This is a genomic window from Massilia pseudoviolaceinigra (assembly GCF_030846505.1).
GTDB lineage: Bacteria > Pseudomonadota > Gammaproteobacteria > Burkholderiales > Burkholderiaceae_D > Telluria_A > Telluria_A violaceinigra.
Window position 1 is genome coordinate 23,275 of record NZ_JAVCWL010000051.1, and the last position, 15,366, is coordinate 38,640.

Consider the following 15,366-nt stretch of genomic DNA (forward strand, 5'->3'; position numbering starts at 1 on the left):
GAGACGGCGGCAACGTGCAGCCTCCTTCGGCGCCCAGCCACCGGTGCACGGCCCCGTCATCGCCATGGAGCGAGCGCGGCACGATTCACCCCTCGCTCGACCTGGCCATCGGCGACAGCGTGACCACGCGCGTGTTCGACGCGGCCGGCGAGCACCCGGAACTGGAAACACGGATCACGATCGGCAGCGCCAGCGAGGGCTTGCGCAATAACTGGGCCCATCAGCTGGCCACCCGCATCAACGCCGAGCAAGCGCAGCTGCGGGCGGGGCAGCTCGGCCAGGATGGCCGGATCACCCCGGCATTCGGGCAAAAACCCGGTCCATGCAAAGACAGGCAGCCCGTGGACCCGGGTCGAAATCGAGCTCGACAAGGATGACACGCCAGCACAGGCGGACTTCAGCGTGAGCGACTTGCGCGCCACCTACGCGATCAAGAGCGGCCAGTCGACGATCCGTTTCAGCGTCAACGCCGCCAGCGCCATGGAGCTAAGCGCCTACGTGTACGACCAGGCCGGCGTGGCGAAGGGATATGCCACCGCGCTGCTGACCAACAACAGCGCGCAACTGTCGGTCAGCCTGAACGGCCTGAAGGCGGGCGCGCACAAGCTGGTGTTGAAGGCGGTGCTCAAGAATGGCGGCGCGCTGCTGCAAACATCCTTCCCGCTCACGCTGACGGATGAGGGCAGCGCGACATATGCCTACGTCTTCCCCGCTTCGCTGTCGAGCTACAAGAGTAGCACCAGGGTCCTGCAACCGAAAGACGGCAAGGTCTACACCTGCAAACCGCTGCCGCACGGCGGCTGGTGCGCGCAGTGGAGCGCCACCTCGCCGCACTATGAACCGGGAGTCGGAAGCGCTTGGCAGGATGCGTGGATCGCGCCCTAAGCGAGCCGAATGCCGAAGGGGCCCGCGGGTCCCTTCGGCAGCGCCCTGCCCTGCGCGGCGCCGGACCTCGGCCGGTGGCTTAGCAGGAACCGCCATCCTTGAGATTTTTCAGGCACCAGCGCTCGGAACCGGCGTGCGTGGCGTTACCCCAGTAGGAGGCCGTGTAGTTCCAGATGGGGCCGCCCCATGGAAGCGTCCGGTTGTGCGTCATGCTGGTGACGTAGACATAGTGTGCCGCCGTGGTCTTCACAACCTGTTGCATCTGCGCCTGGTTGGCCGAGTGGACCAGCACCCAGGTTTTCACGCCGGCCGCATTAGCGACACTTTGCACAGGGCCATTGAGCCAGCTGGCACGACTGGCATAATCGGCGTAGCCGGCCTCGTACATCACGGCGTGTTCACCAGCTTGCGCGGCGCCGATGAAGCAGGCATTCGTGCCGGGCCAGCCGGCATTCCACACTGTGAGGGCGGCGTGCTCGCCGACCATCCCCAGGGTGGCGCGAATCGCCCGCCACTTCGCCACGGTGCCGTCGCATTTCCGTGGTTCGCTCAAGGCGCTGTCGTCGAACGCGGCTTCGTCGAAGAAATAGCCGTCGACGCCGCCGAGCGCATGTTTGTAAGCCCGCACATTGCCGTCGATGGCCGCATAGCGCGTCTTTTCCTCCATCGTGTTTTGATCGTAGCCCGTGGCCACATAGCCCAGCACTTTGCCGCCCTGGCTGCGGATGTTGGCGATGACCGCCTTGTAGTTTTCCATCTGGCGCGGGCTCAAGCCCAGGGCGCCGCTGTTCGGGTTGATCACCACGTAGGCGCCGGAGGGAATCTGCCCGCCGTAGGTGCTGGCCACCTCGCCCCAATAAGCGACCATGCCGAAGTTGACCGTGCCGGCGCCAGCATGCGCCATGCCCGGGGCCGTCGATAATGCGGCGGCGGTCAGAACGGATGCCGCGATGGCGAGCAGTTTTTTATCTCTTTGTTTCATGGGTTCGTCTCCTTGGTTTTTCCGTGCGCTGCTATTGGACTTTTGAAATGATCCATTGCTGGTTGGGCGTGCCCGCGTCGGGCCACTGGATGAGGGCGCTACCTTCGGCCATCGAATTGCCTGGAACGTCCATCGCCATCGCACTGTGCTTGTTGATCAGCTTATAACTGCCATTCGCGGCGGTGACCCGCCATAGCTGGTTATTGTTTGTCAAGTCATCCCATTGATCGATGACGCCGCCGGCGGTCGCGGACCAGCCCTGCACTTCAATCGCCTTCCCGCTTCGGCGGTTGATGATTTTCGCGTACCCCGCCCCGGCATCGACAATGCGGAACTGCTGGTGTTCGGCGCCGGAGTAGGTGCGCTGGATCAAGCCGGCACCGTTATTCACCGAGCCGCCCAGGATATCGAGCGCCTTGCCGCTGCTGGCGCTGACGATCTTGTAAAACGCGCTCGGGTCGAACTGGCCGGAAGCAGAGCCGGCCCGCATCTTCTCCTTGACGAATAGTCCCGATGGCGTGAGGCGCTCATCGGTCCAGTTATCACCAACGCCACGCGCGCCCGCAGCGTTTTTCAAGGCCGCGGTGCCCTCCGCCTTGTCGGTCAGCGACCAGTTAACCCAGCTGATTTTTTGCTTGTCGAAGAAGTCGAGCCAGGTGGCTGCTTCGCCCAGGCAAAGTGCACCGTCGCCGCTGGAATTGGTGGTACCCCACTCGGTCGCGAACACGGCGGCGCCGCGCGTCATCGCATCGCTGACATAGGCGCGGTAGTCCTGCTGGTGCGTGCAAGCATAAAAATGGATGGAGTACATGACGTTATTAAACGCCAGAGGGTCCAGGGCGGCGATATCGGGGCGCTGGCTCCAGTTCTCGGTACCGACGATGACGATACTGGAGGGCGATACCGCCCTGATCACCGGAATGACTTCCTGCGCATAGGGTTTGATTTTCTCGCCCCATTTCACGCCGCTGTTGGGCTCGTTGGCGATTTCATAGATGACATTCGGACTGTTTGGATAGCGGCGCGCGACCTTGTCGAAAAATACCTTGGCGGCCGCTATGTGCGTGTTGGGGTCGTTATCCTTGAGAATATGCCAGTCGACGATGATGTACACGTTCAGCGCGATTGCGGCGTCGATTGCCTCGTACACCTTATTGATCACGCCCGGATTGTCGATGTATCCGCCGTCCACGGTGTACATTGCGGCGCGAAATACCGTCATTCCCCAGTCGTCGCGCAAGGTCTTCATGCTGCCTTGATTGACAAACTCGGGGAACCATTGCAGGCCGTGCGAACTCATTCCCTTGAGCTGAACCGGAATTCCGTTTTTGTCGACCAGCCTGGCGTTGGCGACTTTCAGCTGACCATGGGCGTTGACGAAGCCGCCGGCCGGTGGTGGCGTAGTGGAAGGCGGTGGCGGTGGCGGATCCTGGGTAGTTGCGCCGGCTACGATGAACGCCGAATGGCTCATATCGCTCCCGCTGCTGGTAAATCCGAACGCTGCCATGCCGTTGGCCGCAATATCGGCATTGTAGACATCGGGACCGATGACATACTGGTTGCCGGTATGGGAAATGATGCGCGCGTTCCAGATCCGGGTGATGTTGAACGGCGCGGTGAACGTGACGCGCCAGTTCTTCAGCGGTCCGCTGGCATCTTGCGCGATAACGACCTTACCTTCGAATCCGCCATTCCAGGAGGTCGTTGTCATGCTCGCCGTTGCAGCCCAGCCGTGCAGCGGGAAGGCGATAGCGCTGGCCAATACCAGTGATTTCACCAGTTTCCGTAAGTTCATTTCCGATTTCATTGTGCGTCTCCATGGATGTAGATTATTTTTAGATTGAATCAACAGTAGTGCGCGTCTGGTTGCTCCTTTCTTCCAACAATGGCAAAACGCTCCAGCTAGGGCAATGCCGGCGTGGCGCCAACGGGTATATCCACTGGCGCCTTGTTGGATTGAATGCTGATAACAATTTCCCGGAAGAGCTAGCGCGGGCACGCCACGACGGCATGGCTACCCCCTATATCAAGCTGCCCCCCGTACTTGGACGCGTCAACCTGTGAAAACGTTTTCACGGCAAGGCGAAGTTTTGCCGTTGCCCAGTCCACATCATTCACCTGCTCGCGGCATTTCGCATTGACATCAGCGCACGCCCATATGGACATGACGCGCCAATTTTCCACACCAGTGTCCACACACGAACCAGAGACGATTGACGGGCGGGATGCGCCCTCTCCTGTTCGCTGCCGGGGAAGCACGGATGGCATCGCGCCCCTTCCCGATGGGAGCGTTCGACAGAAGGCGGCTGATGCGGACACCGCATTTCAACTGCTCGACCGACTAAGTTTTCAGCGTTTCGTCGGCCTGCGGGCCAGCAGCCAGATCCCGGAACGCACAACGATCTGGACATTCAAGGAGCCGCTCATCCAAGCAAATGCCAGCGAGAGCATCTTCGAAGCGGCTGACAAGCAACTGTCCAAGCATGGCTACATCGCTCGCGGCGGGCAGATGATCGATGCGAGCATCGTCCAGGCTCCCAAACAGTCATTTAGCAAGGAAGAGAAGGCGCTGGTTGCCGAAGGGGCCATGCCAATCACATGGGGGCCAGCAAAGCGCCGCCAAAAAGATACCGATGCCCGCTGGACCAAGAAGCACGGCAAGTCCTTTTACGGCTACAAGGTGTCGGCCAACGCCGACAAGCGCTACAAGCTGGTGCGCAAGATCAAGGTGAGCACGGCCAGTGAACACGACACCCGTTACTTCGAAGACGTGCTCGATCCGAACAACACGAGTCGCGACATCCTGGCCGACAAGGGCTACGTCGATGGCGAGCGTGAAGAGCGGCTCACCAAGCAAGGCTGGCGCATGCACTTTCAGCGCAAGGGCACGAAAGACAATCCGATCTCGGAAGCGCAGGAGCGACGTAACCGTCGCATTGCCAAGACGCGTGCCCGCGTCGAGCATGTGTTCGCCGGACTGGCGCAGCTGGGCGGCAAGGTCGTGCGCTCAATCGGGCTACCACGCGCAACGCTGCAGCTCAATTGGAAGGTCGCTGCCTACAATTTGCAGCGCTTGATTTACCTGAAGGAGGCCGGGGTCGAGGCGTTCTGACGCCCCAGGTCCGTCAGACCACCGAGAATGATCCAGGGGCCCTGAAAAATGGCGCGGAAACGGCGTTGTTCACGCATTGCCGCGCCCCATTCACATGTCGAACATGCCGATGCCGCTGAAATCGGCGGTTATTCGAGGTGCCCTCTAGTTTGACAATGCCCATATTGGGTATTAACATGCCTAATATGGGTACATATGCCGATGCGCTTTTCACAAAAACACAACAGCGGTTCCTAGCGTTGCTTTTTAGTCAATCAGGACGCTCGTTTTACGCCAATGAGCTGATCGGGCTTTCGCAAGAAGGCTCCGGTGCCGTGCAGCGGGAATTGGCGCGTCCGGAGGCATCCGGTCTGGTGGCGGTGCACGGGGTGGGCAACCAGAAGCATTACCAATGCCAACCGCGATGCGCCGATCTTTGAAGAGCTGCGCGGAATTGTCCTGAAAACCTTGGGTGTCGCCGATAGTACGCGGCGCGCTGGCGCCGTTGTGGCCACTCTGAGGTTCCCTCGATATTTCGTCTTCCATCGAATGGATTTTATGCTGCCCGCTTTTCCTGATTTTGTTCACTCGTCCAGCGTTCCATATACTGAATTGGTGATTTGTAGCGAAGCGTTGAATGGCCGCTTGCGATTATAAAACACATCGATATATTCAAAGCTTGCTGCCTTTATTTCAGCATGCGTAGCGTAGCGCAGGCCATGGTAGCGTTTGTTCATGAAGCTGTTGAACCAGCTCTCTGTCGGGACGTTGTCCCAACAGTTTCCTTTCCGGTGGTCGAGTGTGCCGCCGCTCTTCCAAGCGCGGTAGCCGCTGATGCTCACATCGAGAATGGTGTACATTTCGTTAAGCGCAAAAGACTGGGCGTGCGTGTCAATCCAGGCGTACTTCACCGAACATCTCGCGCAAAGTACGCGCTGCTTTTTTTATGATTTCGTTCTCCCGCTTCAGGCGAGCAACTTCGACTCGCAACCGGGACAACTCCATCGCTTCCGGTGTCACCACCTTGCTGCCAGCGCCAACGAGCTTGCCCGCCGCCGCAGCTTTGACCCAGTTGCGCAGCGTCTGGTCGCTCAGGCCGAGCTCCTTGGCCACCACCGAGTTGCTTTCCCCGGCGGTAACCCGTCTAGCGGCGAGCGCCCTGTATATGTGGCAAAGCGTTGGTTTATTACAGTATCAAAATTATTAAAGGGGACCACTTTGAACGCAATTCATTTTTTTAAAAAACCGTATTTAGCTCGGTATAGCGCGGCGCTATTTACCTTAGGTGGCTTGTTATCGGCCTGCAATAGCGTGAATTTCAATACATCGCCAAGTACCATACCAGGCGTGACAGCAGCGCCTACCATCGCGGTAGAAGTAAAAGGGGATGTTCCACCACCGGCGCCACGCGAATTCCGTGGAGCCTGGGTTGCAACAGTTGCGAATATCGATTGGCCCAGTAAAAAAGATCTCACGGTAGCACAGCAAAAAGCAGAAATGATTGCGATTCTAGAGCGGGCAAAAGCGCTTCATCTGAATGCGATACTTTTGCAAGTCCGTCCCAGTGCCGATGCAATTTACCCATCCAATTATGAACCTTGGACTGAATATTTAACCGGCACTCAAGGTAAAGCCCCAAAACCTTTTTATGACCCACTCAAAATGTGGATTGATGAGGCGCATGCCCGAAACATCGAATTGCATGCTTGGTTTAATCCTTATCGGGCTAAACATAGAACTGCCAAATCACCCTTGGCGCCCAATCATATTGGCGTGACTCATCCTGGGGCAGTGAAATCATATGATGGCTATTTATGGATGGATCCGGGTGACGCGTTTGCTTCCCAGCGTACCTTGGATGTGTTTTTGGATGTGGTCCGCCGCTATGATGTAGATGGCATTCATATTGATGATTATTTTTATCCTTATCCGATTAAAACGCCCGGTACAAATGTTGAAATTGATTTTCCGGATAGCGACGCATGGAATCGCTATATTGCAGGCGGGGGGCGATTGCAGCGTGCTAATTGGCGCAGAAAAAATGTTAATGATTTGATCGAGAAAGTTTACACAAGCTTACATAAGGAAAAAGCCTGGGTGAAATTTGGCATCAGTCCCATTGGCATGGGTCGCGCAGATCGTGTGCCTGCAGGTATTACTGGTTTTAGCCAATACGATAAATTGTATGCCGATGCAGAGTTATGGTTTAACAAGGGTTGGTTGGATTATTTTACGCCGCAACTGTATTGGGCGATTGATAAAAAGCCGCAAGCCTATCCGGTTTTATTGGATTATTGGATTACGCAAAATCATCAGCAGCGCCACCTATGGCCCGGCATGAAAATTAGCCGCATCATTGAAAAAGAAAATGAAAATGACAAAGAAGAAAGTTGGCAGCCTGCAGAAATTGCCAATCAGATTCAGTTGACGCGTGCTCGCTCATCTTCAACCGGGCATGTACATTTTAGTTTTAAAGTATTCAGTGAAAATCGTCGCTCGATTAATGAGTTATTAAAATCCACGACTTATACCAGTCCAGCTTTAATACCGGCTTCACCTTGGTTGGACAATCATCCTCCGCGTCCTCCATCTATTGAAACTGTCGCCAGTGATAAGGGTGTCAAAGTGAGTGTTACCAAGCCTTCCGATAAAGTCATTGCGCAGTATGCTGTATGGGTAAAAATGGGTAATGTATGGCGTTTTCAAATCCATAACGCGGCACAAAAATCCTTTGAAATTCATGCCGAAGACCAGTTCGGGAAGGTGAATGAAGTGGTCATCAGTTCTGTAGATCGGGTAGGCAACGAAAGCACGCGTATCACCAAAAAACGAGGTATGCACTTTTAGCCTGAATTTTGCATAAAAAAGGGCAAGGATGCCGTAAGTGATTGATAGAATGTGAGTTATCTAGAAACACCGTCATCAACACGAACGCCACCTTGCCCGACATGAATTCTACCGGGGAGCAGCTTCGTTTTGCATCCATTCCCGCTCATAGCGTCCGTGCCGATTTCGCCGGCGGCGGCTTGTCGTCCGATCTCGGTCCGGTTTTTCGGCGTGGCGTCGACCTTCAGATTGGCCTGACCAAGCGCCTCGCTGCAGCCCTGCCGGACCGCCGCCATCAGAGTTACGTCAGCCATTCCTATCACGATCGTCTGACGCAGCGCATCTACCAAATCGGCTGCGGCTATGAGGACGGCAACGACGCGAACAGTTTGCGCCACGACCCGATGTTCAAGCTTGGCGCTGCCCGTCTGCCGCTCGACGATGACGCCGCGCTGGCATCCGGGGCGACGATCTCGCGCTTCGAGCACGCCGCCAGGCGCCAGGATATCTACCGCGTCAGCGAAGCCCTCGTGGAGCAGTTCATCGCCAGCTTTGCCAGGCCGCCAAAGAGTTTGATTCTCGACCTCGATCACTCCGAAGACGCTTGCTACGGCCAGCAGACGCTGGCGTTGTATAACCACCATGACCGTTCGACCTGCTACCTGGCGCTGATGATTTTCGACGGCCAATCGGGCGGCCTGATCGCCGCTGTACCGCGCCCGGGAAGACGTCCATTCGGCGAAGAGAACGCGATGATCATGCGCCGCGTTCTAAAACGGATACGCCTGCGTTTTCCCGACACCCACATCCTCGTTCGTGATGACGGCCACTTCAGCGGCCCTGAATTGATGGGCCTGATTGACAGCATGCGGAACGTGGACTTCATCTTCGGATTCTCCTGCAACGTTAAGCTCATGGCGATGGCCGAGCCGACCAGGCTGCGCGCTATCGAGCGGTGGGTTGAGGCCCAGTCGCAGGACGTCCCGCCCAATGCTGTACGCCTGTTCGACGAATTCAGCTACAAGGCACGCTCATGGCCGAGAGCCTGGCGCGTACTGCTCAAGGCCGAGGTCATGGCGCTTGGCGAGAACACGCGTTTCATCGTCACCTCCTTACCTGGACTCGATGCCGGCATGCTGTACGAAGACATTTTCTGTGCGCGCGGCCAGGCCGGAAACTACATCAAACATCTCAAGGACGATCTGGCCGCCGACCATACTTCCTGCACCAGCTTTCTGGCCAACTGCATGCGCTTGCTGCTGCATGCCGCTGCTTATATCCTGCACCAGCAGCTGAGAACACAGGCACTGCGGCATACCGCGCTGTCGCAGGCACAACCCTCGACGGTCATCGCCAAGCTGTTCAAGATCGCAGTGCAGGTCAAACAGTACAAAAACCGGATCGTCCTTCCTCTGCCAAGCGCCTGTCCGCTCAAACATCTGCTTCACACACTGACCGAGCGACTATATCTGCCACTGCGGATCAGAGCGATCAACTCGTCCTGAGTGAACCACGTCCGGTCTGCCGAGAACTGACCACCACACCCCCAAGCATCCACCGCATACCGATCCACAGATGTCACGTTAAATTGGGTAGGGGGCCATTGCCCGCAACATCAGGAATCAATATCGGGAGGCCCTGTGGTGACGAGCAGGGACCGCAGCGGCAGTTTATGAAACATTCAGGTTAGATGTGGCGTTTTTTTCATGGTTTTTATGGTGATTCAGGCTGTGTCGTATTAAAATGCCGAAAAAATTCTTTTGGGGTTCTACGCCGGAGAATGGCATTCGGTGGGGTGAAGTATAATTATTGCTCAATAATTATATTGGAGTCTGGCGAACATGAAGCAAGCTGAGGTGGTTGAAATAGTGAGATCTCCTTTTTTGGCCAAATGTCCTTTTGAGTGGAAGTTGACTTCGGCTACCATAGCGGTTTAGTGCCGTGACACCTCACCTGATCATGATGGCGCGACTGCATGCCCTCTTGTATCCGGCCCGGAACAGGGTCAAGGGCGTTTTGCGCGTAGCGCGATCCGGCGAAGCTTACCCTTGACGCTGTGCAGGGCCCATACGCTGGTGCATGGCCGCCGTCATGGCACGCCATGGCGACGACCATGCAAACGCCGCGCGAGGTCGGTCTGTTCACAGCAAGAACCCCTGATCGTTTTAAGGAACCTGCAATGATTATTGGCGTCGAAGCCTTGTTTACCTCTGCCCTAGGGTTGAAATCGCCTTGGGGAGTAAACCCGGTGAATTTAGATACCAGTAAACGGCGGATCAATTTCGAGATCGACTGCAACGCTAAGCGACTGCCTTTTCCTGCATGCGCGATGGAAGGCCAGCGCATTCTTGATCGCGTTAAGCGTAAATTCAAAGAGGACTTGATTGAGCACGGCGGCGATCCTGACGATATCAAGCACGTGTGCATGGACATGAGCGCCGCGTACACCACGGGGGTAACTGAAATATCGCCCCAGGCTCAAATCAGCTTTGACCGGTTCCACGTGATTGCGCTGGCCAACGCGGCAATGGACAAGGTACGGCGCGGGGAAATGCGCCAGCAGCCACGCGTCGTTAAGGCAGCGCTTGGGACTGACCGCAAGTCGCTCAAGGGAATGTTCTGGGGTATGCGCAAGGACCATTCCGCCTGGAATGTAGATCAGATCAACACGATGTATCGTTTGCAGCGCTCCAATCTCAAAAGCGCTCGCGCCTGGCGTCCAAAGGAAGGTCTGCGCTCGTGCTACATTTTGCACGTTTACTTCAATCCTGAAGAAATAATGCCATTCATTGCCAACTATTTTAGAGATCCCAAAAAAAGCGGGTTCAATTCATTGAAACACTTAAGGGAATACAGATTTAATCGTCATCCTCGCGAAAGCGGGGGATTCAAGTTCTTGATACGGACGGATCCCGCCTGCGCAGGAAGGATGGAATCGAATAAATCCGCGCTTCCTTTCAATAAAATCAAAGTTGTCAAACGTGATGCCATGGACGATCAAAAATCAAAAAAGATTTTCAGCGGCTATTTCTCGGCCTTCAAGCGTTCGAATTTATGCCTAACTAATTGCTACGGATAATCAAAGAGCCATTTCTTTAATCATCCTTTGCAGAAATAGTCGTGATTGACACGTTTTTGCAAAGGTTCCACCATACATAATAAATTGACGACCTCATTTCATACCCTTATCACCCTCCTCCAATATCGTGCATCAGATATCTCAGGAACAGCCAATAAAACGGCCTTCACTTATCTTAATGACGGGGAAACAGTCAGCGGATCTGTTACTTATGCTGAATTAGACTTACAAGCGCGCAGTATCGCAGCCCACCTTCAAAAAATCACAAGCCCAGGAGACCGTGTTCTACTGCTTTACCCTCCCAGTTTAGAATACATCATCAGTTTCTTTGCCTGTATCTATGCTGGGGTTATCGCCGTACCAGCAGTGCCGCCCACTAATCAGCGCACCTCACCAAGACTGCAGGTTATTGCAAAAAATTCTAACGCCGCTGCCGCCCTCGGCACACCTGCTACTGTACAACGCATGCAGGAACTCAATGCAGACAACCACGATGCACTCGCCCAGTTAATCTGGTTTTCTTCAGACAATCTAACCGACCTATCTTTTCATTGGAAACCTACAAACGCACAACCATCAGATATCGTATTTTTGCAGTACACGTCTGGCTCCACAGGCAATCCTAAGGGCGTGATGGTAAGCCATAAAAATCTGCTTGCAAATATGGTGCTAAGCCAAACCGTCTATGGCCTAAGAGAAGAGGATACCTACGTTTCATGGCTGCCACCTCATCATGATTTTGGCCTGATTGGCGCGATCGCACTCCCGGTCTTCGTGGGATGCCATTGCGTACAATTTCCCCCTGCTGCTTTTTTAATTCGCCCTTACCGGTGGTTAAAACTGCTATCCGATTATCAGGCACGAATGACCGGCGCGCCCAATTTTGCTTATGAGCTATGCGTTAAACAGATATCCGACCAACAAAAGAAGCAACTCGATTTAAGCTGCGTTGAAATATTGGTGAATGGTGCCGAGCGCATCCGCTATGGCACTTTACGTAGATTTTCTGAAGCGTTTCTTCAATGTGGGTTAAAACCAGAGGCCATGACCCCAGCGTATGGCTTGGCAGAATCGGTTCTCTTTGTATCGGCCAACATGCGCAAAAGTGTGGGGGAAATGCCCAAAATGCTGCACGTTAACAAAGTAGCACTTACACGTAATACTCTCGAAATTTCTGATGCTGCTACAGAGTCTGTTGAACTCGTCTCCACTGGCCTCGCCGAACAACTTGATCACTCCGTCATTATTGTTGATCCAAGCTCTTGCATGCAATGCTCGGAAAATTCCATAGGAGAAATATGGATACGCGGTCCATCTGTCGCGCAAGAATATTGGAACCTTCCTGAAGAAAGTGGGCAAGTGTTTGGCGGAATTCTTGCGGGAGGAGATGACAACACGAAATATTTAAGAACCGGTGATCTTGGCTCTATCCATCAAGGTGAGCTATACATTACAGGACGCATTAAGGAGATGATGGTCTTTAAAGGGCGCAATATCTATCCCCAAGATGTAGAAGCCACTATTGAACGATTAGATCCTGCTTTTCGCGTGAATGGTTGCGCTGTTTTTTCTTTGGAAGATAACGAGACGACGCAACTGGTGATTATCCAAGAAATTGAATCCAGAAAAGAAGCGGTCGTTGATCAACTGGCAGAAAAAATTCTTTCGGCGCTTGTAGAGCAACATGAAATCATGAATGTAGCTACTATTTTTTTGGTAAAAACTGGTCATATCCCCCGCACTTCCAGCGGCAAAATTCAGCGCGGGCGCTGCAAAGAGCTCTACGACACCAATCAGTTTGCTTTTACTTGGTCTTGGCACCAAACTGAAAACGTTAATTCAATATCGCTCTCAAGGCAATCCCTATCCTATGAAGCCCCGCAAGGGGAGATCGAGATCGCCATAGCCAATATTTGGCAAGAGCTCTTAGGACTAGAACGGGTTGGTCGCCATGATCATTTCTTTGAATTAGGTGGGCATTCGCTCTTAGCAGTACAATTTGCCTCGCGCATACGTACATCCTTAGGCACTGAACTGGCACTGCGTGATTTGTTTGCGTATCCGACATTAACTGCTCTAGCACAGGGCATAGGCCAGAGTGCATGCACAACCTTATCAGCAATTCTTCCAGCCAACCGTGATGGTGCACTACCTCTCTCCTTTGCACAGCAGCGTCTCTGGTTCCTTGATCAATTAGATCATGCAGCAGGGGCGGCTTATCATATACCGGCGGGATTACGCTTGCAGGGACAGTTAAATCAAGCCGCATTGCAAGCTGCTCTAGATCGTATTTTGGCGCGTCACGAAGCTTTACGTACCTCTTTTGTCACACAAGACGATGGACAACCAGTACAGCTCTTTGCCCCAGCTGATGTCGGTTTTGCGCTGCAAGAGGTGGATCTGTCTGACTTTATTGGCAATGAGCAAGAGGCGGCTGTTGTAAGTTATACTGAAGAAGAAGCTCGCGCACCTTTTGATTTGTCCACCGGACCACTGATTCGAGGCTGTTTATTACGTTTATCTGATCAGGAACACATTTTATTAGTAACGCAGCACCATATTGTTTCCGATGGCTGGTCTATCGGCATACTGGTACAAGAGTTTTCTGCCTTATATACGGCATTTAGCCAGCAGCAACCCGATCCACTCCCGCCCTTAAGCATTCAATATGCTGATTATGCTGCTTGGCAAAAGGAATGGTTGCAAGGGGAAGTATTACAGCAGCAAGTCAATTACTGGCAGCAGCATCTGGTTGGGGCACCGGCTCTGTTGGAAATGCCCACCGACCATCCTCGTCCTTCCGTCCAAAGCTATCAGGGTAAGCGTATTGCCGTCACACTGCCCGCGGCATTAACGCAAGATCTACGCGCTCTCAGTCAGCGCCATGGCGCCACTTTGTTTATGACGTTTTTGGCAGGCTGGTCAGCCCTATTGTCTCGTATGAGTGGGCAGAACGATGTGGTGATTGGCACTCCTTTCGCCAATCGTCAGCGTTCTGAAATTGAATCGCTCATCGGATTTTTTGTGAACACCTTAGCATTGCGTGTTCAGATGGACGATGATCCGAGCGTGGTGCAATTACTGACACAAGTAAGAGCCAATACCTTAGAAGCGTATGCGCATCAAGATATTCCATTTGAACAAGTGGTCGATGCCATTAAACCCGTACGCAGTTTAAGTCATAGCGCTGTGTTTCAGGCCATGCTGGTATTGCAAAATACCCCCATGGGTGGTGAATTGAGCTTACCAGGCTTAATCCTATCGGACATCGCAACCCCACACCGCACAACGCAATTTGACTTGACTTTGTCTTTGTCGGAAGCAGGAGGATTTATCACAGGTAGTTTAGAGTATGCCAGTGATTTGTTTGAGCATGCCACGATGGAGCGGCTAATCGGTCATCTACAAGTCCTGCTTTCTGGCATGGCCGCTGATGAAACAAAACGTATCAGTCAATTACCGCTACTCACACCCGAACAATATAAGCAACTGATTGTTGACTTTAACGATACGGCTGTTGATTACCCACATGACCAATTGACCCATCAGTTGTTTGAAGCTCAGGTGGCCAATTCTCCTGATGCCATTGCGGTGGTGTTTGAAGAGCAGTTTTTGACGTACGACGCTTTAAACAAACGGGCCAATCAAGTGGCGCATGCGTTAATTGGGCTCGGAATCCGTCCTGACGACCGGGTGGCGATCTGTGTTGAGCGCAGCTTAGAGATGGTGGTGGGCTTACTAGGGATCTTAAAAGCTGGCGGTGCTTATGTTCCGCTCGACCCAAGCTATCCACAGGAGCGCCTAGTGCATATGCTCACCGACAGTGCGCCAAGGGCCCTTCTGACACAAAGCCCATTAGAAGAAACCGTAGCGCAGTGGGCGCAAGCCGCATTGTCTTTACCTACCCTGTTATTGGATCAACCCCTTGCTTCGCCTGAACATAATCCAGATGCAAAAGCATTGGGCATTACTCCCAACCACCTGGCTTATGTAATTTATACCTCGGGATCAACCGGCACACCTAAGGGGGTGATGGTTGAGCATCATGCGTTGAACAATTATCTTTTCTGGGCAAGCACCTATTATGCGTCTCAAACTAAAAAAAGTTCGATTATTTCTTCACCCATTGCTTTCGATGCGACGATCACCAGTTTATATGTGCCACTGATCAGCGGTGGCACAACCACTTTGATTCGTGAAGGGCAGGAATTGGTCTCATTAGAATCTCTTTTGCAGCAATCGTCATGGAGCTTGCTAAAAATTACACCGCCCCATTTGAAAATTCTGGGGCAGCGTTTTCAAGAGGATGGTGTTCAATGCTTCATAGAATTAATGGTGGTGGGTGGAGAAGCACTTCCCACTGCAACCGTAAAATTGTGGCAAGAACTGGTTCCTTCTGCACGTCTTGTGAACGAATACGGACCAACTGAAACAGTAGTCGGATGTATCGTTTTTGAGCCAACCGACAATCTTCCAAATAGCAATGATTTACCCATTGGCCGT

10 protein-coding genes and 1 pseudogene are annotated in these 15,366 nt (G+C 53.5%); 8 read left to right on the forward strand and 3 right to left on the reverse strand.

Going from position 1 to position 15,366, the window contains the following annotated elements; all coding sequences use genetic code 11:
- Positions 1-14: 14 nt before the first annotated feature.
- Positions 15-377 carry a hypothetical protein gene (locus RBA40_RS31425; RefSeq protein ID WP_306652660.1) on the forward strand — a complete coding sequence of 121 codons (363 nt, stop codon included), beginning with the start codon at positions 15-17 and terminating at the stop codon, positions 375-377.
- Between the two features lie 25 nt (positions 378-402).
- On the forward strand, positions 403-885 hold the full coding sequence (locus RBA40_RS31430) for a hypothetical protein (RefSeq protein WP_306652662.1): 483 nt from the start codon (positions 403-405) through the stop codon (positions 883-885).
- Positions 886-964: 79 nt separating this feature from the next.
- Here the strand turns inward: RBA40_RS31430 and RBA40_RS31435 are convergent, their stop codons facing one another.
- Both RBA40_RS31435 and RBA40_RS31440 read right to left on the reverse strand, forming a co-directional pair.
- Positions 965-1,867 carry a spherulation-specific family 4 protein gene (locus RBA40_RS31435; RefSeq protein WP_306652664.1) on the reverse strand — a complete coding sequence of 301 codons (903 nt, stop codon included), beginning with the start codon at positions 1,865-1,867 and terminating at the stop codon, positions 965-967.
- Between the two features lie 31 nt (positions 1,868-1,898).
- Positions 1,899-3,866, reverse strand: a complete 1,968-nt coding sequence (locus RBA40_RS31440; protein WP_306652666.1) for a cellulase family glycosylhydrolase — start codon at positions 3,864-3,866, stop codon at positions 1,899-1,901.
- A 159-nt stretch (positions 3,867-4,025) separates the two neighbouring features.
- Between RBA40_RS31440 and RBA40_RS31445 the strand changes: the two genes are divergently transcribed.
- Together RBA40_RS31445 and RBA40_RS31450 are read left to right on the forward strand one after the other, a co-directional pair.
- Positions 4,026-4,979 (forward strand): IS5 family transposase, encoded by a 954-nt coding sequence (locus RBA40_RS31445; RefSeq protein ID WP_306652667.1) that lies wholly within the window; start codon positions 4,026-4,028, stop codon positions 4,977-4,979.
- A 176-nt stretch (positions 4,980-5,155) separates the two neighbouring features.
- Entirely contained in the window at positions 5,156-5,398 is a 243-nt protein-coding gene (locus RBA40_RS31450) for a hypothetical protein (RefSeq protein WP_306652669.1), read from the forward strand.
- Positions 5,399-5,514: 116 nt separating this feature from the next.
- Here RBA40_RS31450 and RBA40_RS31455 read toward each other — a convergent pair.
- A pseudogene (locus RBA40_RS31455) lies at positions 5,515-6,125 on the reverse strand (transposase).
- Between the two features lie 51 nt (positions 6,126-6,176).
- On the opposite strand from RBA40_RS31455, the gene RBA40_RS31460 reads away from it, so the two are divergent.
- From RBA40_RS31460 to RBA40_RS31475, 4 genes are all read left to right on the forward strand, one after another.
- Positions 6,177-7,805: a glycoside hydrolase family 10-like protein gene (locus RBA40_RS31460; RefSeq protein WP_306652671.1), complete on the forward strand. Its 1,629-nt coding sequence runs from the start codon at positions 6,177-6,179 to the stop codon at positions 7,803-7,805.
- 101 nt (positions 7,806-7,906) lie between these two features.
- Complete coding sequence (locus tag RBA40_RS31465; RefSeq protein ID WP_306652677.1) at positions 7,907-9,289, forward strand: IS1380 family transposase; 1,383 nt, start codon at positions 7,907-7,909, stop codon at positions 9,287-9,289.
- 608 nt (positions 9,290-9,897) lie between these two features.
- Positions 9,898-10,863 carry a transposase gene (locus RBA40_RS31470; RefSeq protein ID WP_306652673.1) on the forward strand — a complete coding sequence of 322 codons (966 nt, stop codon included), beginning with the start codon at positions 9,898-9,900 and terminating at the stop codon, positions 10,861-10,863.
- A gap of 84 nt (positions 10,864-10,947) precedes the next feature.
- Positions 10,948-15,366 (forward strand): AMP-binding protein (locus RBA40_RS31475; protein WP_306652675.1); only part of this gene is annotated, 4,419 nt, incomplete at its 3' end.

What these genes read in the sequence shown, in the direction of transcription:
- RBA40_RS31470 (WP_306652673.1), top strand. Translation starts at nt 9,898, where the DNA reads ATGCAAACGCCGCGCGAGGTCGGTCTGTTCACAGCAAGAACCCCTGAT.
- RBA40_RS31445 (WP_306652667.1), top strand. Translation starts at nt 4,026, where the DNA reads ATGGACATGACGCGCCAATTTTCCACACCAGTGTCCACACACGAACCA.
- RBA40_RS31435 (WP_306652664.1), bottom strand. Translation starts at nt 1,867, where the DNA reads ATGAAACAAAGAGATAAAAAACTGCTCGCCATCGCGGCATCCGTTCTG.
- RBA40_RS31465 (WP_306652677.1), top strand. Translation starts at nt 7,907, where the DNA reads ATGAATTCTACCGGGGAGCAGCTTCGTTTTGCATCCATTCCCGCTCAT.
- RBA40_RS31450 (WP_306652669.1), top strand. Translation starts at nt 5,156, where the DNA reads ATGCCTAATATGGGTACATATGCCGATGCGCTTTTCACAAAAACACAA.